At 72.4% G+C, this 19,429-nt stretch carries 21 protein-coding genes; 7 read left to right on the forward strand and 14 right to left on the reverse strand.

Annotated features, from left to right (window positions below):
- Positions 1-7: 7 nt before the first annotated feature.
- The 6 genes from ACIBCJ_RS32660 to ACIBCJ_RS32685 all read right to left on the reverse strand — a co-directional run bounded on the left by ACIBCJ_RS32660 (position 8) and on the right by ACIBCJ_RS32685 (position 5,267).
- Positions 8-1,162 carry a tryptophan dimethylallyltransferase family protein gene (locus tag ACIBCJ_RS32660; protein WP_365981344.1) on the reverse strand — a complete coding sequence of 385 codons (1,155 nt, stop codon included), beginning with the start codon at positions 1,160-1,162 and terminating at the stop codon, positions 8-10.
- Positions 1,163-1,369: 207 nt separating this feature from the next.
- The gene (locus tag ACIBCJ_RS32665; RefSeq protein ID WP_362509185.1) at positions 1,370-2,719 is read right to left on the reverse strand and encodes a cytochrome P450; all 1,350 of its coding nucleotides are present in this window, start codon (positions 2,717-2,719) and stop codon (positions 1,370-1,372) included.
- Entirely contained in the window at positions 2,716-3,327 is a 612-nt protein-coding gene (locus ACIBCJ_RS32670) for an ATP/GTP-binding protein (protein WP_362104978.1), read from the reverse strand. Before ACIBCJ_RS32670 ends, ACIBCJ_RS32665 begins: the two co-directional genes overlap by 4 nt.
- Positions 3,302-3,679, reverse strand: a complete 378-nt coding sequence (locus ACIBCJ_RS32675; RefSeq protein ID WP_362104981.1) for a DUF742 domain-containing protein — start codon at positions 3,677-3,679, stop codon at positions 3,302-3,304. Before ACIBCJ_RS32675 ends, ACIBCJ_RS32670 begins: the two co-directional genes overlap by 26 nt.
- Positions 3,676-4,077: a roadblock/LC7 domain-containing protein gene (locus ACIBCJ_RS32680; protein WP_362104984.1), complete on the reverse strand. Its 402-nt coding sequence runs from the start codon at positions 4,075-4,077 to the stop codon at positions 3,676-3,678. The genes ACIBCJ_RS32675 and ACIBCJ_RS32680 overlap by 4 nt, the downstream gene beginning before the upstream one ends.
- Positions 4,074-5,267 (reverse strand): ATP-binding protein, encoded by a 1,194-nt coding sequence (locus tag ACIBCJ_RS32685; protein ID WP_365981345.1) that lies wholly within the window; start codon positions 5,265-5,267, stop codon positions 4,074-4,076. Before ACIBCJ_RS32685 ends, ACIBCJ_RS32680 begins: the two co-directional genes overlap by 4 nt.
- Before the next feature lie 330 nt (positions 5,268-5,597).
- Here ACIBCJ_RS32685 and ACIBCJ_RS32690 point away from each other — a divergent pair, with 330 nt between their 5' ends.
- The 3 genes from ACIBCJ_RS32690 to ACIBCJ_RS32700 all read left to right on the forward strand — a co-directional run bounded on the left by ACIBCJ_RS32690 (position 5,598) and on the right by ACIBCJ_RS32700 (position 8,265).
- Entirely contained in the window at positions 5,598-6,350 is a 753-nt protein-coding gene (locus ACIBCJ_RS32690) for a sulfite exporter TauE/SafE family protein (RefSeq protein WP_362104990.1), read from the forward strand.
- A 160-nt stretch (positions 6,351-6,510) separates the two neighbouring features.
- Positions 6,511-7,239, forward strand: coding sequence for a trypsin-like serine protease (locus ACIBCJ_RS32695; protein ID WP_362104993.1), 729 nt, complete (start codon positions 6,511-6,513; stop codon positions 7,237-7,239).
- A gap of 186 nt (positions 7,240-7,425) precedes the next feature.
- Positions 7,426-8,265, forward strand: coding sequence for an ATP-binding cassette domain-containing protein (locus ACIBCJ_RS32700; protein ID WP_362104996.1), 840 nt, complete (start codon positions 7,426-7,428; stop codon positions 8,263-8,265).
- A 195-nt stretch (positions 8,266-8,460) separates the two neighbouring features.
- On the opposite strand, the gene ACIBCJ_RS32705 is transcribed toward ACIBCJ_RS32700, so the two are convergent.
- The 3 genes from ACIBCJ_RS32705 to ACIBCJ_RS32715 form a co-directional block, all read right to left on the reverse strand.
- Positions 8,461-8,823 (reverse strand): transglycosylase family protein, encoded by a 363-nt coding sequence (locus ACIBCJ_RS32705; protein WP_362509197.1) that lies wholly within the window; start codon positions 8,821-8,823, stop codon positions 8,461-8,463.
- A gap of 96 nt (positions 8,824-8,919) precedes the next feature.
- Positions 8,920-10,392 carry a sialate:H+ symport family MFS transporter gene (locus ACIBCJ_RS32710; protein ID WP_365981346.1) on the reverse strand — a complete coding sequence of 491 codons (1,473 nt, stop codon included), beginning with the start codon at positions 10,390-10,392 and terminating at the stop codon, positions 8,920-8,922.
- A gap of 99 nt (positions 10,393-10,491) precedes the next feature.
- A complete protein-coding gene (locus ACIBCJ_RS32715) occupies positions 10,492-11,421 on the reverse strand; it encodes a dihydrodipicolinate synthase family protein (protein WP_365981347.1) in 930 nt (309 codons plus the stop codon).
- A gap of 154 nt (positions 11,422-11,575) precedes the next feature.
- On the opposite strand from ACIBCJ_RS32715, the gene ACIBCJ_RS32720 reads away from it, so the two are divergent.
- Together ACIBCJ_RS32720 and ACIBCJ_RS32725 are read left to right on the forward strand one after the other, a co-directional pair.
- The gene (locus ACIBCJ_RS32720) at positions 11,576-12,265 is read left to right on the forward strand and encodes a FadR/GntR family transcriptional regulator (protein ID WP_365981348.1); all 690 of its coding nucleotides are present in this window, start codon (positions 11,576-11,578) and stop codon (positions 12,263-12,265) included.
- A 103-nt stretch (positions 12,266-12,368) separates the two neighbouring features.
- Positions 12,369-12,860, forward strand: a complete 492-nt coding sequence (locus tag ACIBCJ_RS32725; protein ID WP_362105011.1) for a DUF5949 family protein — start codon at positions 12,369-12,371, stop codon at positions 12,858-12,860.
- A gap of 34 nt (positions 12,861-12,894) precedes the next feature.
- On the opposite strand, the gene ACIBCJ_RS32730 is transcribed toward ACIBCJ_RS32725, so the two are convergent.
- Both ACIBCJ_RS32730 and ACIBCJ_RS32735 read right to left on the reverse strand, forming a co-directional pair.
- On the reverse strand, positions 12,895-13,431 hold the full coding sequence (locus tag ACIBCJ_RS32730; RefSeq protein ID WP_362105014.1) for an isochorismatase family cysteine hydrolase: 537 nt from the start codon (positions 13,429-13,431) through the stop codon (positions 12,895-12,897).
- 74 nt (positions 13,432-13,505) lie between these two features.
- The gene (locus ACIBCJ_RS32735) at positions 13,506-14,315 is read right to left on the reverse strand and encodes a restriction endonuclease (protein ID WP_365981349.1); all 810 of its coding nucleotides are present in this window, start codon (positions 14,313-14,315) and stop codon (positions 13,506-13,508) included.
- A gap of 143 nt (positions 14,316-14,458) precedes the next feature.
- Between ACIBCJ_RS32735 and ACIBCJ_RS32740 the strand changes: the two genes are divergently transcribed.
- On the forward strand, positions 14,459-15,529 hold the full coding sequence (locus ACIBCJ_RS32740) for a right-handed parallel beta-helix repeat-containing protein (protein WP_362105020.1): 1,071 nt from the start codon (positions 14,459-14,461) through the stop codon (positions 15,527-15,529).
- A 46-nt stretch (positions 15,530-15,575) separates the two neighbouring features.
- The gene (locus ACIBCJ_RS32745) at positions 15,576-16,607 is read left to right on the forward strand and encodes a methyltransferase (protein ID WP_362105023.1); all 1,032 of its coding nucleotides are present in this window, start codon (positions 15,576-15,578) and stop codon (positions 16,605-16,607) included.
- Between the two features lie 75 nt (positions 16,608-16,682).
- Here the strand turns inward: ACIBCJ_RS32745 and ACIBCJ_RS32750 are convergent, their stop codons facing one another.
- The 3 genes from ACIBCJ_RS32750 to ACIBCJ_RS32760 form a co-directional block, all read right to left on the reverse strand.
- On the reverse strand, positions 16,683-17,834 hold the full coding sequence (locus ACIBCJ_RS32750; RefSeq protein WP_362105026.1) for a SchA/CurD-like domain-containing protein: 1,152 nt from the start codon (positions 17,832-17,834) through the stop codon (positions 16,683-16,685).
- 166 nt (positions 17,835-18,000) lie between these two features.
- A complete protein-coding gene (locus tag ACIBCJ_RS32755; RefSeq protein ID WP_362105029.1) occupies positions 18,001-18,702 on the reverse strand; it encodes a class F sortase in 702 nt (233 codons plus the stop codon).
- Between the two features lie 112 nt (positions 18,703-18,814).
- Complete coding sequence (locus ACIBCJ_RS32760) at positions 18,815-19,390, reverse strand: hypothetical protein (RefSeq protein ID WP_362105032.1); 576 nt, start codon at positions 19,388-19,390, stop codon at positions 18,815-18,817.
- Between the last annotated feature and the right edge of the window lie 39 nt (positions 19,391-19,429).

Below are 19,429 nucleotides of genomic sequence, written 5' to 3' on the forward strand. Positions count from 1 at the left end.
GGCCCGTTCAGGACACCGCGAGCGGCTGACGGGTCGTCCGTGCGGCCGGCGGACGGACCGCGTACGCCTCCGAGGAGAGGTACGCCGTCACCCGCGGCGGCTGGTCGCGCTGATGGGCCAGGGCCAGGTAGGCGATCAGGCCCACTCCGTCCTCGGGCCGCCGTGCGGTGAGGGCGGCCACGGCGCGGTCGAGCACGGAGGCGTCCATGCCGTGGTGGCGCAGCACCCTCGACGCCCGTGTCAGCGCCTCCCCGTCGTGCCGGACGTAGTCCCTGACCGGGATGTGCAGGGTGAATCCGCTCGGCCGCGCGGCGCCGGGTTCGGTGAAGGAGTGGCAGGACAGGCCGGGGCGCCCGTCGAGCCCCGTCGCGTCGGGGCCCAGGCCCGCGGCGGTGCGGAAGAACCCCTCGACCGCCGCGGGGCCGGGACCCGGGTCCATGCGGGGCAGCCGCCCGGCCTGTCCGGCCGTGAGGTGGTCGTGGCGGACGTAGACCTTCGCCCGGGGCTCCGCCCAGTCACCGAGGTCCAGGGCGAGGAACGGGTAGCCGCGGCCCGCGGGCAGGCTGTCGAAGGCCCCGCCGTGACCGAGCCGGTGCAGGGCCTCGCGCACCGTCGTGGCGGAACGTTCCTCCCCATGCGCCGCCGGGTTGAGGTAGACCTTGACCTTGGGAACGCCGCCGGGCCTGAGCTCCAGGGCGCACCACAGGGCCAGGGGCCCCTGCGGTGCGGCCGGCAGGAACAGGTCCGCGAGCTCGTCGAGGACGTCGGTGCCGAAGTTCCAGCGCCGTGCCATCGCCCGGATCGTCTCCAGTCCGACCCGGCCGCTGTGAGCCAGGCTGTCTGCGCCGCAGCCCGGTTCCACGAGCACCCGCATCGAGGGTGCCGCGTCCGGCCGGAAGGAGAGGGAGAACTCAACGGGGGTGTGGTCGTCGGAGAGGAAGGTGCGGGTGGGCGGCGGCAGGCTCAGCGGCCGCTCGGCCACCGGCCCCAGGGAGTCGGTCAGGACCTGTGCGTAGGTCTCGGCGTCGGCCCGGGACAGGCCGGCGACCGCGCCGAGTCTTCGCAGCTGACCGCTGGTCAGAGAGCCGAGCGTCCGGGTGCGCCGCGGGGCCGCGCCCGCCGGGGTGCGCCGCGGGTCCCGGCCCGTCGGTGCGGCGGTCACCGGCCCGCCCCCGGTCGCAGCCGGACAAAGCGATACCCGCCTCGGGGGGCGGGTATCGGGGGGTTCGGCGCCGGGAAAGCGGCGTTCGTGGATATGTCGTCCACGACACCTCCTTTGACTCGTGAGCAACGTGAGTACCGCGTTGCTCACTACCCGTGCCGTTCGGTCATCATGCGAAAGGGGCGGGTTGGGCAGGTGTTGCGCAGATCACCGCGTGAGCCAGTTGAGGAACTGGCTCCACATGCCCTTGTGTTCGGCCGGACGCGCCGCGGTCTGCGCCTTCTCCCGCTCGGCCGCCGCGGATGCCTGCCCCGGCTCGGCACGCCGTGCGGCGCGCACCGGCGTGAACCGGGCCGGGAGCGTGGCCAGCGCCCGGTTGAAGGGGCCCGGACGCCACGTCAGGCTGTCCTCGGGCACGGCCAGTTCGACGTCGGGCAGCTCGTTGAGCAGGTGCTCGACGGCCGTGACGGTGATGTGCCGGGCCGGTTCCTTCGACGGGCAGGCATGCGGGCCCGCACTCCAGGCGAGGTGGGCGCGGTTGCTCCCGGCCTGGCGGGACGCCTTCAGTGCCGGACCGGTGTTGGCGGCGGCGAAGCTCACCAGGACCAGGTCGCCCGCCTGGAGCTGCTGTCCGGCCAGTTCGGTGTCGGAGGCCGGGTAGTGCGGGGCGTAGTTGGCCATGGGCGGGTTCTCCCACAGCGTGTCGTCGAGGGCCTCGTCGATCAGGCCGCCCTCGCGGGCGTACCGCTCATGGGTGAGGAGCCGGTGCAGGGTGTTGCCCAGGAGGTTGCGCAGGGGTTCGGCCCCCGCACCCAGGAGCAGGGCGAGTTGGTGGACCATCTCCTCGTCGTCCAGCCCCGCCTCGTGCCGCATCAGCCAGGAGGTGACGTCGTCACCGGGCTTGCGCCGCTTGAGGGCGACGAGCTCCCCCACCGCCTCGAAGAGCACCGCGGTGGCCTTCTCGGCGTTGACGCCGTCGAACATGCCGGAGATGCCGAACAGCACCCGGTCGCCGATGTCCGCGGGGCAGCCGAAGAGTTCGTTGAACACGAACAGCGGCAGCTGCTTGGCGTAGTCCCCGAGCAGGTCGGCGGAACCGCGGGCGCCGAACTGGGAGATGAGGTAGCCGGAGATCTGCTCGGTGCTGCGGCTCAGCCGCCGGGCGTCCACCCGCGCCATGCTGTCGGTGACCGCCTGGCGCAGCCTGAGGTGGTCGGCGCCGTCGGCGAACATGCAGTTGGGCCGGTAGGCCAGCAGCGGCGCGACCGGGCTGTCCGGGCTCACCTTGCCCTCGTTGAAGGCTCGCCAGCGGCGCGCGTCCTTGCGGAAGGTTCCCGAGTTCTGCAGCAGTTGGAGCGCCGCGGCGTAGTCCGTGACCAGCGTCGCCTCCACTCCCGGGGCCAGTTCGACGGGGGCCGCGGCCCCGTAGTGGCGCAGGTACTCGTAGTACGCCTGCGGGTCGGCGGCGAATTCGGGCCCGTGCAGCGGCACCCGGGCGCCGGAGCCGTGGGCCGGGCAGCCGGGCGGCGGCACCGGGGCGGTGTCGGGGGCGTTCATGTCTGCTCCAGCTCCTGGCGGGTGCGGTCCAGCAAGTAGCGGACGAGGGTGGTCAGTGCGGCGGCCGAGGACTTCTCGTCGCGGGCGTCGCAGGTGACGACCGGGGTGTCGTCGAGCAGGTCGAGTGCCTCGCGCAGCGCCCGCTCGTCGCGCAGCGGTGTGCCGTCGAAGTGGTTGACGGCGATGGCGTATTCGAGCCCGTAGTGCTCGATGAGGTCGATCACGGGGAAGGAGTCCGCCAGCCGCTCCGGGTCGACCAGCACCAGGGCGCCCAATGCGCCGCGGGCCATGTCCTCCCACATCTGCACGAAGCGCTGCTGGCCGGGGGTGCCGAAGAGGTAGAGCACGACGCGGTCGCTGATGGTCAGGCGTCCGAAGTCCATGGCGACCGTGGTGGTGGTCTTGCCCCGGACCCCCTTGAGGTCGTCGACCGACTCGGCGGCCTGCGTCATCGTCTCCTCGGTGGTCAGCGGCTCGATCTCGGAGATCGAGCCGATGAGGGTGGTCTTGCCCACCGCGAAGTGGCCGACGACGAGGATCTTGACCGCCGTCTGGGTCGCTCCCTCGCGTACGTAGTGCCGCTCACCCAAACTTGGCGCGGAGCCCATTGAGCACCTCCTCCAGGATCTCTCGGTCCGCGAGGCGGGCCCGGGCCACCGGCGGGCGGGTCATGAGGTGCCCGCCCTCCATGAGGGAGGCCAGCAGAATCCGCACGACGCCCAGCGGGAAGTGGGTGTGGCCGGCGATCTCGGCGACCGAGAGGTAGCCGGCGGAACAGAGGTCGAGCAGGCTCAGCTCCTCGGGGGACAGCCGGGCCGGGCGCTGCGGCTGCCCGGCGGCCGCGGTGACCAGGGTGATCAGGGAGAGGTCGTCCTCGTCGGGCAGACCGCGACCCTTGGTGATGACGTACGGCCGTACTAATTCGGGCGCCTCGGGCTGCCGGCCGTCGTGACCGGTCATGAGCGGGCACCCAGGTTCTCGCGCGGCGGCGTGGTCAGCCGTTTGCCGAGCTGGGCCACGAGCTGCTGCATGCGGAAGGTGATGTCCGCCATGTCCACCTCCGGGGAGGCCGAGACGCCGAGGTAGGCGCCCTCACCGGCGGAGATCAGGAACACCCAGCCGCCGTCGAACTCGACCAGGGTCTGCCGCCACGCATGTCCGGGGTCCTCACAGAAGAAGGCGAGGGTGCGGCTGAGCGACTGCACGCCGCTCATGGCGGCGGCGACCCGGTCGGCGTCGTCCTTGTCGAAGTCCTGCGTCCGGGCCATCAGCAGGCCGTCGGCGGATATCAGGACGGCGTGCAGGGCGCCCGGAATCTCCAGGGCGCTGTCGAGCATCCATGACAGATCGTCGTTCACGAGACCTCATGTCCTTCGCTGCTTGCACCAGGTGTGTCGCTCGTCCGGCCGGCGGTGTCCGGGCTGTCCGCGCCGGTGACCCGCCCGGACTGCGTTCCGCGCTGGAAGGCACCCATGACCTGCGCCTGTTCGGAGTCGGAGCGGCCCGCCGCACGCGGGGCGGACGCGCTGCCGGGCACGATGGCCATGGGCCGCTTGCGGCGGCGCCGGGGCAGACCGTCGCCGGTCTGGGAGGAGGCGAGCGACGCGGCCTCCGGTCCGCCGGCGTCCGGGACCGGCCGGGCCGTCCCGCGGGTGGCCGGGGCGGGCGCGGGGGCCCTCTTCTCCGGCATGGCGGTGAGCAGTTCGTGCGGCAGCAGGACCACCGCCCGTACACCTCCGTAGGGAGAGGAGGAGTCCACCGACACCTCGAAGCCGAATCGTTCGCACAGCAGGCCGATGACGGCGAACCCGAACTGCGGCGGGTTGCCGAGCCCCGCCACCCCCGAGGCACGCTCGGTGGCGAGCAGCTTGTCGGCGCGGGCCCGCTCCTCGTCGCTCATGCCGACGCCCGCGTCGTCGACCACCACGCAGATGCCCTTCGGCACCGTCCGGATGTTGATCTCGACGACGGTGTCCGGACTCGAGTAGCTGGTGGCGTTGTCGAGCAGCTCGGCGAGGGCCAGCGCGACGGGCTCGACGGCCCGGCTGGTGATGCCGAAGTCGACCTGGGAGAGGATGTCCACCCGGCGGAAGTGCCGGATGCGCCCCTGGGCGCTGCGCACCACGTCGTAGACGGACGCGGTGTCGCGGCGCCCGCCGAGCCACCCGTCGCACAGGACGGCGATGGACTGGGCCCGCCGGCCGAACTGCGAGTTGGTGTGGTCGATCTCCAGCAGGTCCTGGAGGAGGGCCGAGTCTCCGTACTTGTTCTGCAGCCGGGAGAGCACCAGCTGCTGTTCGGCGGCGAGGCCCTGAAGGGTCCGCATGGCGGACTTCAGCACCGTCTTCGTCTCGTCCTCGGCCCGCTCCTGGGCGGCCTGTACGGACTTGTCGTAATCGCTCTCCAGCTCGGTGTAATGATCCCTGAGCCCCTGGATCTGCTGTCGCAACGCCCGTGCCGCCTTGCGCTGGCGGTTGAGGAGCACGGCGGCGGCGACGAGGGCGACGAGGGCGACCCAGAGCAAGGGGTTCCCTGTGTATTCCGTCATAAGACTCTCTATCAGGCGACTGACAGCCGGTTTGCCGGATTCCCGTCCGTGCGGGCGGCCCGGTGGACTGCCCGCACCGGGAGTAGCGCCCGGGCTGTCCGTCATGTCGGGGATGCCGTCCTTCACCCATCCGCCCGCTCACAAACGCGGTGATCGTATCACCGCATGATCAGGTGAATTACCGTCAAGAAGTGTCTGTACAAGACCGGTTGAGACCGGCGAACACCCGGATGGGGGCCGTGGGTACAGTCGGCCCGTGACAGATGCACAAGACACCTTCCGGCCGGGTGCGCACCCGGCGCGCGGCGGCACGGGGTGACGCCGGAGGCCATGGCCGCGGTCTTCGCGGCGGGCGTCGGGGCCGGCGCCATCAACAGCGTCGTCGGCTCGGGCACCCTGATCACCTTCCCCGTGCTGCTGGCCACGGGGCTGTCACCGGTCACCGCCACCGTCTCCAACGCGCTCGGCCTGATCCCCGGCTCCATCAGCGGGGCCGTCGGGTACCGCGAGGAGCTGCGGGGCCAGCGCCGGCGCGTGCTGAAGCTGGGCTCCGGGGCGCTGGTGGGCGGCTTCGCGGGCGCCGCCCTGCTGCTGACGCTGCCGGCCGACGCCTTCGAGACGATCGTGCCGGTCCTGGTGGGGCTCGCCCTGCTGCTGGTGGCGTTCCAGCCGCAGATCGGCAGGCTGGTCCAGCGCCGCCGGGCCCGCACCGGCGCCTCGCCCCGCCGGGACGGCGGTCCACTGCTCTTCACCGGCCTGACGCTGGCCAGTGTCTACGGCGGCTACTTCACCGCGGCCCAGGGGATCATCTACCTGTCCCTGATGGGCATGCTGCTGGACGAACCCCTGCAACGTCTCAACGGCGTCAAGAACGTCCTCGCCGCCGTGGTCAACACCGTCGCCGCGCTCTTCTTCGTCTTCGCCGCGGACCTCGAGTGGACCGCCGTCGGCCTCCTCGCGGTCGGTTCGGGCCTCGGCGGATACGCCGGCGCCAAGGTGGGCCGCCACTTCAGTCCTACGGTCCTGCGGACACTGGTGGTGACGGTCGGCACCGTGGCCCTCGTGCAACTGCTGCTCCGCTAGCGCCCCGACGGTGGCGTACCCCCCGGCTGCCCGGTCCTCGGGCATAACACCGTGTTATGCGAAGCCGGGACTGTTCGGCCGGCGGCCGTGCCCGGGATGCTGTGGGCGCCCCCACACATCGGCACGCGCCCGGGCGCGTGTCCGTCGGAATCGAGGAGCCTTGCGAACCACGAGACCCGTCCCCGCGCTGCCGGCCGCCGTCCTGGCCGCACTGCTGTCCGCCCTCACGCTCGCCCCGGCCGCCTCGGCGGCGGAGCCCCGGCCCGGCGACGGCGGGCCGCAGCCGATCATCGGCGGCGGTTACGCGCAGAACGCCCCCTGGGCGGCCCGCCTGTTCTCGAACGGCACCCAGACCTGCACCTCGACCATCATCTCCCCCACCTGGATCCTCACCGCCAAGCACTGCGTCAGCGGCGGCAACCTGTCCTTCCGCGTCGGCAGCCTCGACCAGGGCTCCGGCGGCACGGTGGCGAACGGCGTCCAGACCGTCACCAGCCCTTCGGCCGACCTCGCCCTGGTCCGCCTCGACCGCTCCGTCTCCGCCGGCTACGCGCAGCTCGGGCAGCCGGGCACGGTACGGGTCGGCCAGAGCGTGCAGGTCTACGGCTGGGGTGCGACCTCCCGCTGCGGCTCGGAGATCAACTGCCAGTCCCAGTACCTCAAGGTGGCCAACGTGAGCGTCACGCAGGGCTGTTACGACGCCTACTACGGTCAGGCGATATGTGCCCGCCCCGGTGACGGCATCACGGCGGGCGGCGACTCCGGCGGGCCGATGATGGCCGGCGGTGTCCAGGTGGGCGTCGCGTCCACCAGCGACCGGCAGACCACCACCGCGTACACCAACGTGACCGCCTACCGCTCCTGGATCCGGTCGGTGGCGGGCGTCTGACTCCCCCGGCCCCGCCCCTGCGGCACCGGTCCTGCACCCGCCTCCGTCGTCGCGGAGGCGGGCGCAGGGCCCGTCGGCGCCGGACCCGTCGTCCAGGGAGCGGACGGCGCGGCAGGCGCATGGCGAGTACATCTACTGTTCCCCGTGACCGTTCGAAAGGTGTCCCGCGCGCGAAGGAGTCAGGGCATGACCGGCCAGACAGCCACCCCCCGGGTGGCGGAGCACACGGCGGCCGTGCTCCGGCTCCAGGACGTGAGTGTGCGCCGCTCCACCACGGACCAGCTGATCCTCGACGGCGTCGACTGGACGGTCCGGCCGGGCGAGCACTGGGCGCTGCTCGGGGCCAACGGCGCGGGGAAAACCACACTGCTGCGGCTGCTCGGCGCCCTGATGCACCCCACCACGGGCACGGTCGAGGTCCTCGGCAGCCGGCTCGGCCGGGTGGACGTGCGGGAACTGCGGGCCCGCATCGGACACGTCGGCTCCGCCCAGCGGGTGCCGCAGGACCTCACCGCCCACGCGGTCGTGCTCACCGGCCACAGCGGCACCGTCCAGCCCCTGTGGCGCACGTACGACGACGAGGTCCGCCTGCGGGCCCGCGACCTGCTGACCGAGCTCGGCGTCAAGGAGCTGGCCGACCGGCCGTACGGCGTCTGCTCGGGCGGGCAGCGGGCGCGGATCCTGATCGCCCGGGCGCTGATGGCCGACCCGGCCCTGCTCCTCCTGGACGAGCCGTTCAACGCTCTGGACCTGCCCTCCCGCGAGGACCTCGTGGAAGCGATGCACCAGCTGGCCGGGGGAAGGCCCCAGCTGGCCACCGTGACGGTCACCCATCATCTGGAGGAGCTGTTCCCGGCCGTCAGCCACGCCCTGCTGCTGCGCGAGGGCCGGATCCTGTCGCTGGGCGCGGTGGACGACGTCCTGACCGGCTCCCTGCTGACGGCCTGCTTCGGCCGGGACATCACCGTGGCCCGGCGCGACGGCCGCTGGTCCGCCTACGCGGGACACCGCGTCCTCGGTCCCTGACCCGCGCCGGGCCGGGGCGAGTGCGGCCCCGGGCGTACCGGCCTGTGCACCGTCCGGGACCGCCGCCCGGCTCCCCCGGCCGGGGACTGCCGTCCACGGCCGGGGGAAACGGGACGCACGCGCGGACCGGCGGCACGTGCACACCCAGGCGTCACCCCGGTCGACCTCGCGCGGACGGGGCCCGTCCGGCCGCGGTCAGGCGCAGCCCCATGCGGACATCCCCTGCATGCGGGCCAGCCGCTCGGCCACGGCGATCTGCTCGGCGCGGCTCGCGAGGTCCGCGCGCGGGGCGTACTTGAGGCCGCCCGCGGCGATCCAGCTGGACCGTGCGAACTGCAGGCCGCCGTAGTAGCCGTTGCCGGTGTTCGCCTGCCAGTTGCCGCTGGACTCGCACGCGGCGATGGCGTCCCAGTCGGTGCGCAGGGGCGTTGACGGAGCGGCCATCGCGGTGGCGGCGGTGCCCAGGGCGGTGGCGGCGACCAGGGTCACCGCGGCGATGCGGATCCTGCCACGCGAACTGCGCACGTCGCCCTGACGATCATTTCGTCTACAGATCATAGAAACGACTGTTACACCAGGTGTCCGCTCATCGCCGCGGCGACCAGCGCTCCTTGGGCCAGTCGGAGCACGAACCGCACCCCACCGCGTCCCCTCTCACGGCCTCGACCATGCGCGTCCCGGCCCGTCCGGCACGGCCGCTTGAGCGGCGAGGTAGTCCGGGACTGCGTCCTTGTCCACCAGCCGGTTGAGCCGGCTCGGGACGTCGAAGCCGATCAGCACGATCACCACGAGGGTCAGCGAGAACGTCAGCACCGCCAGCGACTGGCCCAGGGACATGGCCGACGCCAGCCTGGCCCCGAGCACCGGGGCGACGGCACCGCCCAGCGCACCCACGTTGTAGGTGAAGCCCAGGGACGCGGCCCGGGTCTCGGTCGGGAAGTGTCCCGCGATGAACTTGGGCAGCAGCCCGGAGATGCCCTGCATGCAGGCGAGCATCAGGAAGAGCAGGACGCCGAGCTGGAGTTGGCTGTCCCGGATCGCGAAGACGGGGAAGACGAAGGCGACGCCGACCAGCAGGGTGCAGGCGTACGCCCTGCGGGTGCCGAACCGGTCGCCGAGGAAACCGGTGACGATGCAGCCCGCCATCGTGCCGAACCCGGCGTAGTAGAGCGCGTCGCTGACCTGGCCCGGGGTGAAGCCCAGCTCGGTCTTGAGGTAGGTGGGCAGCAGCGCCTGGACCGGCCAGCTGTAGAGGAAGGCGCAGAACACGGTGGCGCAGAGCGCGAGGAACAGCACCCACCGCTTGCGGCCGCCCAGTTGCACCGCGAAGGCGACGAGACAGGCCGCTGCCAGCACGGACAGGACGGGCACCGCGCCCGCGCCGAGCGGGGTGAACACCGCGAACAGCGAGCCCGTGGCGACGACCGCGAGCACCGTGTTGACCGTCGCCCGGCGAGGGCCGGCGAACAGCGGCCGGAAGGGGCTGGGCCGTTCACCGGTCGCCCCCACCCGTGCCTCCCAGTCGTCGGCCTCGGGCAGCGCCCGGCGTACCCACAGCGCGACGACGACGGGGAACAGCCCGATGTAGAACAGCCATCGCCAGCCGTGCCCCGGCACCACGTGTTCGTAGACCTCGGCCGCCAGGACGCCGCCGAGCGAGAAGCCGGAGATGAGGAACCCGGAGGCGCGGTTGCGCAGCCGGGCGGGCCAGCTCTCCAGGACGTAGGTGGCGCTGGCGCTGTACTCACCGGCCATGCCCATGCCGATGAGCAGGCGGGCGGTGAACAGGCTGGTGTAGTCCCAGGCGAAGCCGCAGGCGAAGGTACCGACCGAGTACAGCAGGATGCTGGCCACCATGGCGCTCTTGCGGCCGAAGCGGTCGCCGAGCGCGCCGAGCACGGCGCCGCCGAGCCAGCGGGTGATGAAGGCTCCGGAGACGAGGCTGGCCGACTCGACGGCCGACAGTGCGAAGTCGTCGGCGATCTCGGTCAGTACCAGGGTGATGAGAACGAAGTCGAAGCCGTCGAGGAAGTAGCCGATCCAGGCGGCGAAGAAGGACTTCCACTTCTCCCGGCCGATCTCGCGGTACCAGGGCGGAGAGGTCGGGGTGGTGCGCGCAGATGACATGACGATCCTAGGTGCGGGTGGGAGGACGCGCGTCGGGGGCGGGAGCGGCGCAGGGACTCGGACCGGGCCGGGCCGGCGGTCACCGGCCCGGCCCTCGGGTCACAGGAGTCCGGCCTCGGCGAGCCGGTCACGGACGCGGGCCACGGCCGGGGCGTCGAGCGGCACCTGCGGCGCGGCGGTGGCGGGGCAGTCGATGAGGCCCAGCAGGTGGGCGGCTGCCTTGAAGGCGCCGAGCGCGCTGGAGCTGCCGCCCATCAGGGCGGGGTCGCCCGCGTCGGTGAGGGCGAACAGGGCGGCGAGCCGGTCCTGTTCGGCCCGGGCGGTGGCCCAGTCGCCGGCCCGGGCGGCCTCGTAGAGGCGTACGTAGCCGCGGGCGTCGACGTTGCCGAGGCCGGGCACGACGCCGTCGGCGCCGGCGAGCAGCGCGCCGTCGACGGTGAGTTCGGAGCCGGTCAGCACGGTGAAACCGGGGGTGCGGCGGCGCAGTTCGACCAGCAGTCGGCGCAGGGACCCCTCGTCGCCGCTGGAGTCCTTGAGCCCGGCGAGGGTGCCGTCACCGGCCAGGCCGAGGACGACGTCGCGGGGCAGCTTGGTGTGCACGGCGACCGGGATGTCGTAGGCGAACAGCGGCAGGCCGGCGCTCTCGCGGACGCGGCGGAAGTGGTCGGCGATTTCCACGGGGTGGGTGCGGGTGTAGAAGGGCGCCGTGGCCACGAGCGCGTCGGCGCCCGCCCGGACCGCGTCGGCCGCCCGGTCCAGGACGCGGGCCGTGGTGGTCTCGATGACCCCGGCGAGGACCGGGACGCGGCCGGCGGCGGCGTCCACGGCGGCTTCCAGGGCGGTCAGCCGCTGGGCGTCGGTGAGGTAGGCGGTCTCGCCGCTGGAACCCAGCAGGAACAGGCCGTGCACACCGGCGCCGACGAGGTGCTCGGTGAGCCGGCGTACCGAGGCGGTGTCCACCTCCCCCGCCGGGGTGAGGGGGGTGATGACCGGGGGGACGACGCCGTGCAGCGGCGTGGGCAAGGGCATGCGGCAACTCCAGGTGGCGCGGTGGTGCGTTCCGGGGCGGCGGCGGGCAGCAGCGCGCCGAAGCCCTGGTGACGGGGGACGTAGGATGTCCCATGTCCTGTTAGAGTCACACATGACGACGCAGGGAATGTCAAGGGTCGAGAGGGGACGTCACATGCGCTCGGTCGCCGCCGACGCCGAGGAGAAGATCAAGGAGCTGATCGTCGAGCAGGGCCTCGGCCCCGGCGACCCGCTGCCCACCGAGACGGAGCTGATGGAGCGTTTCGGCGTCAGCCGCAACTCGCTGCGGGAGGCCCTCAAATCCCTCCAGGCCATGCACATCGTCGAGATCCGGCGGGGCTTCGGGACCTACGTGGGGACCATGTCGCTGGAGCCGATGACCGAGGCCATGGCGTTCCGCACGGTGGTCGGGCACCGCCGGGGCCGGGGCAGCCTGCTGGAACTGCTGCAACTGCGCGAGGCACTGGAGGCGGGGCTCATGCACCGGCTGGCCGGCCGGCTTCCCGAAGGGGACCTGGCCGAGCTGGACGCGCTGGTGGAGACGATGCACGGGGAAGTGCGCGAAACGGGCGAGATCGCGGCCGGCACCGACCGCGCCTTCCACCGGGTGCTGCACCGCTCGCTGGACAACGACCTGCTCAGCGAGCTGCTCGACGCCTTCTGGAGCGCCTTCCACCGGGTGCGGACCCAGGCCAGGGGCATCGGCTCGGCGGCCGACGGCGAGGAACTGGCCCGGATGCACGCCAGGATCGTCGACGCCGTGCGCGCGGGTGACGCGGAAGCGGCGGAGACGGCCGTGCATCGGCACTTCGACGACATCCGCGGCCGGTTGTCGCAGCACTGACGGGCGGGCGGGCATGCCTCGTTCGTGTGAAGAAACGCGAGAGCGTCGGCCAGTCGGGTGACGGCCGGGCGGGCGCGGCTGCGCGCGCGCTTACGGTTTCGCGGTGACCTCGATCTCCACTGCCCCCCGCCCCCTGCGCACCGCCGACCTCGGCACGCTCGTCATCATGTCCTGGAGCCGTGAAACGCCCGACGGCGACGTCCCCTTCCTCCTCGCCTGCTCCCTCGGCGACGGAGAAGGCGGCCCCGAGGCGACCCCGGCCGCCGTCGAGGGCCTGCTGAGCCGTTCCGGACTCTCCGTGGGCGGCGACAGCGTCCTCGACGCCACCGTCCTGCCCGCCCTGCCGGTAGGCCTGCTCGTCGTACCCGGGGCGGCCGCCCTGACCATGCCCGGCGTCAACGCCCAGTTCGTCCCCACCCCGCAGTGGCGGGCGGCGGTGGACGCACGGGGGTACGCCTGCCTGATCTTCGCCACCCGTCCCTGGTCCGGGGGCGAGCCCGGCGACGGGGAGGCGGTCGCCGCCTTCGCCAACCACGAGGACACGCTCTCCACGGCGGCGCAGGTCGTGCTGCCCGTGCGCAGCCTGCGGACCTGACGGCCCCACATCCGTTCCGCTCACGGCAGGCGGCTCAGGTCCACAACTCGCCGCTGTCGCACACCCGGGCGCCCATGTTCCGCTCCATCATGCGCAGTGCCGCGTCCGCCAGGTCGGCGTGGATGTGGGCCACCGCGTCGCGCGGCACGATCACCTGCAGATGCCGGATGTGTGCGTCGAGCGCCGAGTAGAGCACGCACTGCTCGGTCACCTGGCCGCACATGACGAGCCGCTCGATGCCCTGCTGGTGGAGCAGGTAGGTCAGCGGGGTCTCGAAGAAGACCGAGTGGCGCGCCTTGACCACGAAGAGAGAGGAGTCGTCGGGCTTCAGCGGCTCGACGAGCCGGGAGTGCGGACCCGCGAGGGCCTTGTCGAGGATCTCGCCGTGGTGCGAGCGCCACTCGCCGAAGTTGTCGTTGACGTAGATCACGGGGACGCCCTGCCGCCTCGCCCGGTCCAGCAGGCCGGTCACGTTCGGCAGGACGGCCTCCACGGCGGGGATCAGGAACTCGGCGTCCTCGTGGTCATAGGTGTTGATCATGTCGATGACGATCAGTGCGGTCTTGCCCATGCCGTTCAGGTTGCCACCGTGCGGCGTCGAAACCCCGCTCCACCCGCCGACCGCGGGTCGACGAGCCGCCCGGCTCACCACGACAGCTCGACCGTGGGCTCCGTCCCGTCCCGCCCCGGGCCGGGCGGTTCCCAGGGCGCCGGTCCGCCGGCCTCGCACCAGTCACGCAGCTGCTCCCCGTCCACGCAGATTATTCCGCACCGTTCGGCGTAGTCGGCGGCCGGTGCGGTGAAGCCGGCGCTGGTGACGAGGATCGCCACGTCGGCCTCGTGCACGGTGTAGCAGGTGCCGCCGAAGCGCTGGAGGTCCTGCGAGCCGACCTTGTTGTCCTCGCTGTAGCGCTTGCACTGGATGACGATCCGCCGGCCGTCGGGAGCCACCGCCAGCACGTCGGCGCCGAGGTCGCCCGCCCCGCCGACGACCTCCACCTCGGCGCAGCCGTCGCGCCGGCACAGGTCCGCTATCGCCTCCTCGAACTCGTCGGGGGTGAGTTCCTCGTGCGCGACGGCCTCCTGAGCGGCGGGGACGACCAGCGTGGTCTCCTCGGCGCGCACGTATTCGTCCCGTTCGGCCGCCCGCCCCTCCTCCAGCTCCTCCAGCGTCGTCGCCGTGGCCGCCGCCAGGGCGTCCGCGGTGCGGAAGGCCGCCGGTCCTGCGGTGTTCCGGCTGTGTGCGCGCCGGCGCAGGAGGACGGCGGTGACCGCGCCGACCGCCAGGACGAACACCCAGGCCGGCCGTTGCCGCGCCACGTCGAACGCCATGCGGACGACCCAGCCCGACAGCACCAGGGCGATGGCGGCGATGCCGAAGGTCACGGTGGTCGCCCGCAGGTCGAAGCGGCGCCCCGCACGTGGGGTGCGGACAGGGTGCTCGGGCACGGTCACGTCGGTCGTTCCTCCCCGGGAGCCGGTATGAAGATCACGTACGCCTTGTGCCCAAGAACTACCGGTTCAGCGCCCGTTCATGACACGCCGTCGGATGGCTCATCCCAGCCGTCCGGGAATATTTCCGGCATACCTTGCGGAATATGAAGAACTGCCATGTCGTGTACCTGGTGTGCACCGCAGCGATGATCGGAACGGGGCTCGCAGCGGCTCCGGCGTCCTCCGTCCCCCTGACCCACGTGGTCCACCCCGGAGAATCCATCCAGAAGGCGGTGGACGCCGCCCACTCGGGCGACACCGTCCTCGTCACCCCCGGCGTCTACCGCGAGAGCGTCACGGTGAGCACTCCGGACCTCACCCTTCGGGGCACGGGCCGCAGCACGGTCGTCCAGCCCGGCACCACGAAGGCGGCCGCCGACACCTGTGCCGGGCGCGGCAACGGCATCTGTGTGCTCGGCACGAAGGACGAGAACGTCAAGGGCGTCACCGTGGCCGATCTGACGGTGACCGGGTTCACCCAGACCGGGGTCTTCTCGATGGCCACCGACGGGCTGACGGTCCGCAACGTGAACGCGGTGAAGAACGGCGTCTGGGGCATCGCCCAGGAGCGGTCGGTGCACGGCATCATCCGCGGCAACACCGCGCGCGACAACGGCGACGCGGGCATCTTCCTCGCCAACGCCGTCAAGGCCGAGGAAGGCGCCGCCGACACCGAGGGCACCCTCGTCGCCCACAACCGGCTCGAGGGCAACCGCATCGGCGTCACCGTTCGCCGCCTGCGCAACCTCGCCGTCGAGGACAACCACATCGCGGGCAACTGCGCGGGCGTCTTCGTCGTCGGCGACGAGAACACGCCCAAGGCCGGCGACATGGTGGTGCGCGACAACCACGTCGTGCGCAACAACAAGTCCTGCCCGAAGACCGAGCGTCTGGAGGCCCTCCAGGGCTCGGGCATCGTCCTGACCGGCGTCGAGAAGGTCCTGGTCGCCGACAACACGGTCGAGGGCAACGCGGGCACGTCGTCGATGTCGGGCGGCATCGTCCTGGCCGCGAGCATGGTGGGCACCGCCAACGCGAAGAACGAGGTCAAGGGCAACCGGCTGAGCGCGAACTCCCCCGCCGACCTCGTCGACGCCGGGACCGGCGACACCGCGAAGAGCAACACCTTCGCCGGCAACACCTGCGGCGCCTCCAAGCCCGCGGGCCTGTGCTGAGCAGGCCGTAACCACCCCTGGACCGACAACGGAAGGACAGCGGCACATGACGACCGCACAGACTGCCCCTCCCCCGCCCATGCGGCTGCGGGAGCTCGTGTTCGGGGCGGCGTGTGCCGCCGCCCTCCGCGCGGCCGCGCGGCTCGGCGTCGCCGACGCGCTCGGCGACACCCCGATGGCCGTGGAGGACCTCGCCGCCGCGGTGAAGACCGAGCCCAAGCCGCTGCGCCGGCTGCTGCGCGCCCTGACCTGCTACGGCGTCTTCACCGAGCAGCGGGGCGGCACGTTCGCGCACACCGACATGTCCCGTCTGCTGCGCGAGGACGACCCGCACAGTCTGCGCAACATCACCCTGTGGTGCACCGAACCGTGGACCTGGGACGCCTGGCCCCTGCTCGACGAGGCGGTGCGCACCGGCTCCAACGTCGTCGAGGGCCTGTACGGCAAGGAGTTCTTCACCTACCTCAACGAGGACGCGCCCCAGTCCGCCGAGGTGTTCAACCGTGCGATGACGACGTCCAGCCGGCAGTCGGCCCAGGACGTCGCCGCGCTTCTCGACCTGTCGGCGAGCACCTCGGTCGCCGACATCGGCGGCGGCCAGGGGCACGTCGTGGCCAGCCTGCTGGAGAAGTACCCGGCCATGCAGGGCACGCTGCTCGACCTGCCGCGGGTGGTGGAGAACGCCGACCCCCGGCTGCGCGAGGGCGGTGCGCTGGCGGACCGCGTGCGCATCGTGCCGGGCGACTGCCGCGAGGCCATCCCCGTGCGGGCCGACGTGTACGTCATCAAGAACATCCTGGAGTGGGACGACGACAGCACGGCACGCGCCCTGCGCAACGTGATGGAGGCGGGCGGGCCGGGGGCCCGGGTCGTGGTCATCGAGAACCTCGTCGACGACACCCCGTCGATGCGGTTCAGCACCGCCATGGACCTGCTGCTGCTCCTCAACGTCGGTGGTGCCAAGCACACCACCGACAGCATGGTCGGCCGGCTGACCGAGGCGGGCCTCGTCATCGACGACATCCGCCCGGTCAACCCCTACCTGCACGCCTTCGACTGCACCGTGCCGAAGAGCTGACCCTCACCCGTACGTGCCTCGGCCGCCGGACCCGCTCACACGCGGTCCGGCGGCCGAGGCGTGGGTGCAGGACGTTCAGGCGTCCGGCGCGCACCGGTCGGTGACCAGCTCCATCCGGGCGCCCTCGAGAGCGCGGACGAGTCCGCCGCCCGTCGGGGAACCGGCGTCCGTGAAGCCGTCCAGGAGGGTCGTCAGCTCCGAGACCGTGCCGGGGTCCTCGATGCCTAGGGTCACCGCCGGGTCACCGTCGTGGAGGTCGCCGCGTACGTCGACCAGCCGTACCACCACGTCGTCGCGCTGGAAGATGGTGCTGCACAGGACGGGGGTGCGCGGGTCGTCCGCCGCCGCCTCGTCGTGCTCGGCGAGCAGCTGGGCGAGCCGCATGCCGCAGCCCGGCCGGGCCGGGTACGACAGCGCGTGCCGCTGCGCGGTGCCGCTCTCCTCCCCCGAGGTCACGTGGTGCACGGCGGGCAGCGCGGCCCGCGTGTAGAACACCCGGGCCGACTCCGGGTCGCCGAGGTCCCGGTCCTGTTCCAGGTACGGGTTGATGGCCTCCTCGACGGCGCGCACCTCGGGCTGCTCGGCCACGTGCCGCAGGGCGGCGAGCAGGTCGCCACGCACCTCGATGGCCCGCACCACGCGGTTGCCGTGCAGGAACAGGGAGGTGCGGCACAGCCGGGTGGAGTCGTCGACGCGCGGCTCGGGCGAGGCGTAGTCGGCGAGGATCTTGCCGACCGCCTCCTCGCTGCCCGGCTTCACCGTGAAGGTGAGCGCGTGCCGGATGACGCCGTCGCCGACCCGCGGAGCGGCCTGCAGTCCGCCCCTGGCGGGTTCGGCGGCGGTCTCCGGGTGTCCGGTCTCGCGGACCACGTGGAAGCGCAGCGACCTGGTGTCGCGCACGCAGCTGTGCAGCGGCTTGACCATCCGCACGTGCTCTTCGCTGCTCACCCAGTTCAGGAACGGCGGCGCGCTCTCCCACTCGCTGGTGATCAGCCACTGGGACGGGTTCTCGATGGACTGGCACAGCTGCTCGCCGATGTGCCCGGGGACGGACTCGACGTGGCTGCGCAGGTTCTCGTACGTCTCGAGGAACTGCTGCTGGGCTCCGTCGTAGACGTCGACCAGCAGGACGACCCGCAGGCGGGAGCCGTCGAACACGGACTGGGACACCTGGTGCGACGGCTGTCGCGTCAGCGGTTCGGAAGCAGGGGTGGGCGTGGTGGTCATCTGGCGCACATCTCCTTCGCGGGGGCGGAACGGAACGTCGGCCGCGGTGATGCGACGCCGGCTTGCCCCGATCCTGTGGCCGGCTCCGACGGCGCGCGACTCGTGTGCGGTGCGCGGGTGACCGGTACCGCGGGCGGCCGGTGGGCGCGGCCCCGGGTGCGGTGCCTCAGGTGAGGTGTGCGAAGACGACCAGGTTGTCGGTGTAGTCCTTGGCCTTGTGGTCGTAGTCGCCGGCGCAGGTGATGAGCCGTACCTCGGGGCGGTCGGCGTCGCCGTACACGCGGTCGCTGGGGAAGTCGTCCTTCTCGAAGGTCTCCAGGCTGTCGACCTCGAAGGTCGCCTTGCGTCCGTCGGCGCGCACGACCTGGAACTCGTCGCCCTCGTCCAGCTGGTCGAGGCGGGCGAAGACGGCGGCGGACGTCTTCGTGTCCACGTGGCCGGCGATGATCGAGGTGCCCTTCTCGCCGGGGGAGGCACCCTTGGCGTACCAGCCGACGAGGTTGGTGTTGCCGGCCGGCGGCGGCTGGAGCTGCCCCTTGGCGCCGATGGCGAGGTCGGTGAAGGGGGCGTCGACGGAGATGTCCGGGATCAGCAGGCGCACGGGCCTCGACCGGGGCAGGGCGGGGTCGGACGCGGCTCCGGTGGCGGCGGCGGTCGCGCGCGGGCCGGCCGGGGCGGACGTCCCGGGCTGTGCGGGCAGCGGGGGCCGGGAGGAGTCGGCGGACGTGTCGTTGCCGCCGACCAGGCTCACCGCCAGGATCAGCAGGGCCACCGCGCACAGCACCATGAGGCCGGAGCGGGACCCCTGACCGGTCGTCGTCTCGTCGTCGGGGGGCACGGGGGTGGGGGCGGAGGGGGGGACTGGCATCTGGGACGACCTCACTGGGGCACGGCGGCAGGGCGGACAGGTGGGCGCGGGCGAGCCGGGCCGCCCCGCGATTCCTGGGTGGCGGCCCGGCTGCTATCGCGCCCGGCACGGCTTACGCCACTCCGTCGGCCGACTTCTTGCGTCGGACGGCGTACAGGCCGGTCGCGGCGACGGCCAGGACGGCCAGCCCGCCCGCGGTCGTGGTCGGCGTGGCCAGCCCGCCGCCACCGGTGTGCATACCGCCGTGCGGCTTCTCGTGCTCGCCACCGCCGCGCGAGCCCTCGCCCTCGTCCTGGCGGTAGGTCTGCGAGCCGCCTTCCTTGGACTCACGGCCGCCGCCGTCCCAGTCGCCCTCGTTCACCGCGGCCAGCGCACCGCCACCGGTGTGCATCCCGCCGCGCGGGTCCTCGTGCTTGCTTCCCTTGTCGTGCTCCTTGCCGGAGGAGGACGACGACGAGGAGGAGTCCTCGTGGTCCCAGTCGCCCTCGCTCACCGCGGCCAGCGCGCCACCGCCGGTGTGCATCCCACCGCGCGGCTCGTCGTGCTTGCTTCCGTTGTCGTGCTCCTTGCTGTAGGAAGAGTCGTCGTGGTCCCAGTCGCCACCGACCGCGGCGAAGGCGCCGGGGGCACCGAGGACGATGACGGCCGAGGCCGCCGCCGTGGTCAGAAGCATGCGAGCAGAACGCATCTGAGATTCCTTCCGTCACGACCGGGCAGCTGGTGCTTC

This window comes from Streptomyces sp. NPDC051136, assembly GCF_044455745.1.
In the GTDB taxonomy this organism is placed as follows: domain Bacteria; phylum Actinomycetota; class Actinomycetes; order Streptomycetales; family Streptomycetaceae; genus Streptomyces.

Bases quoted from the DNA above. Each gene is read 5' to 3' on its own strand.
- ACIBCJ_RS32665 (WP_362509185.1), bottom strand. From the start codon at position 2,719: ATGAACGCCCCCGACACCGCCCCGGTGCCGCCGCCCGGCTGCCCGGCC.
- ACIBCJ_RS32670 (WP_362104978.1), bottom strand. From the start codon at position 3,327: ATGGGCTCCGCGCCAAGTTTGGGTGAGCGGCACTACGTACGCGAGGGA.
- ACIBCJ_RS32675 (WP_362104981.1), bottom strand. From the start codon at position 3,679: ATGACCGGTCACGACGGCCGGCAGCCCGAGGCGCCCGAATTAGTACGG.
- ACIBCJ_RS32685 (WP_365981345.1), bottom strand. From the start codon at position 5,267: ATGACGGAATACACAGGGAACCCCTTGCTCTGGGTCGCCCTCGTCGCC.
- ACIBCJ_RS32690 (WP_362104990.1), top strand. From the start codon at position 5,598: ATGGCCGCGGTCTTCGCGGCGGGCGTCGGGGCCGGCGCCATCAACAGC.
- ACIBCJ_RS32700 (WP_362104996.1), top strand. From the start codon at position 7,426: ATGACCGGCCAGACAGCCACCCCCCGGGTGGCGGAGCACACGGCGGCC.
- ACIBCJ_RS32705 (WP_362509197.1), bottom strand. From the start codon at position 8,823: ATGATCTGTAGACGAAATGATCGTCAGGGCGACGTGCGCAGTTCGCGT.
- ACIBCJ_RS32710 (WP_365981346.1), bottom strand. From the start codon at position 10,392: ATGTCATCTGCGCGCACCACCCCGACCTCTCCGCCCTGGTACCGCGAG.
- ACIBCJ_RS32715 (WP_365981347.1), bottom strand. From the start codon at position 11,421: ATGCCCTTGCCCACGCCGCTGCACGGCGTCGTCCCCCCGGTCATCACC.
- ACIBCJ_RS32720 (WP_365981348.1), top strand. From the start codon at position 11,576: ATGCGCTCGGTCGCCGCCGACGCCGAGGAGAAGATCAAGGAGCTGATC.
- ACIBCJ_RS32730 (WP_362105014.1), bottom strand. From the start codon at position 13,431: ATGGGCAAGACCGCACTGATCGTCATCGACATGATCAACACCTATGAC.
- ACIBCJ_RS32740 (WP_362105020.1), top strand. From the start codon at position 14,459: ATGAAGAACTGCCATGTCGTGTACCTGGTGTGCACCGCAGCGATGATC.
- ACIBCJ_RS32745 (WP_362105023.1), top strand. From the start codon at position 15,576: ATGACGACCGCACAGACTGCCCCTCCCCCGCCCATGCGGCTGCGGGAG.
- ACIBCJ_RS32750 (WP_362105026.1), bottom strand. From the start codon at position 17,834: ATGACCACCACGCCCACCCCTGCTTCCGAACCGCTGACGCGACAGCCG.
- ACIBCJ_RS32755 (WP_362105029.1), bottom strand. From the start codon at position 18,702: ATGCCAGTCCCCCCCTCCGCCCCCACCCCCGTGCCCCCCGACGACGAG.
- ACIBCJ_RS32760 (WP_362105032.1), bottom strand. From the start codon at position 19,390: ATGCGTTCTGCTCGCATGCTTCTGACCACGGCGGCGGCCTCGGCCGTC.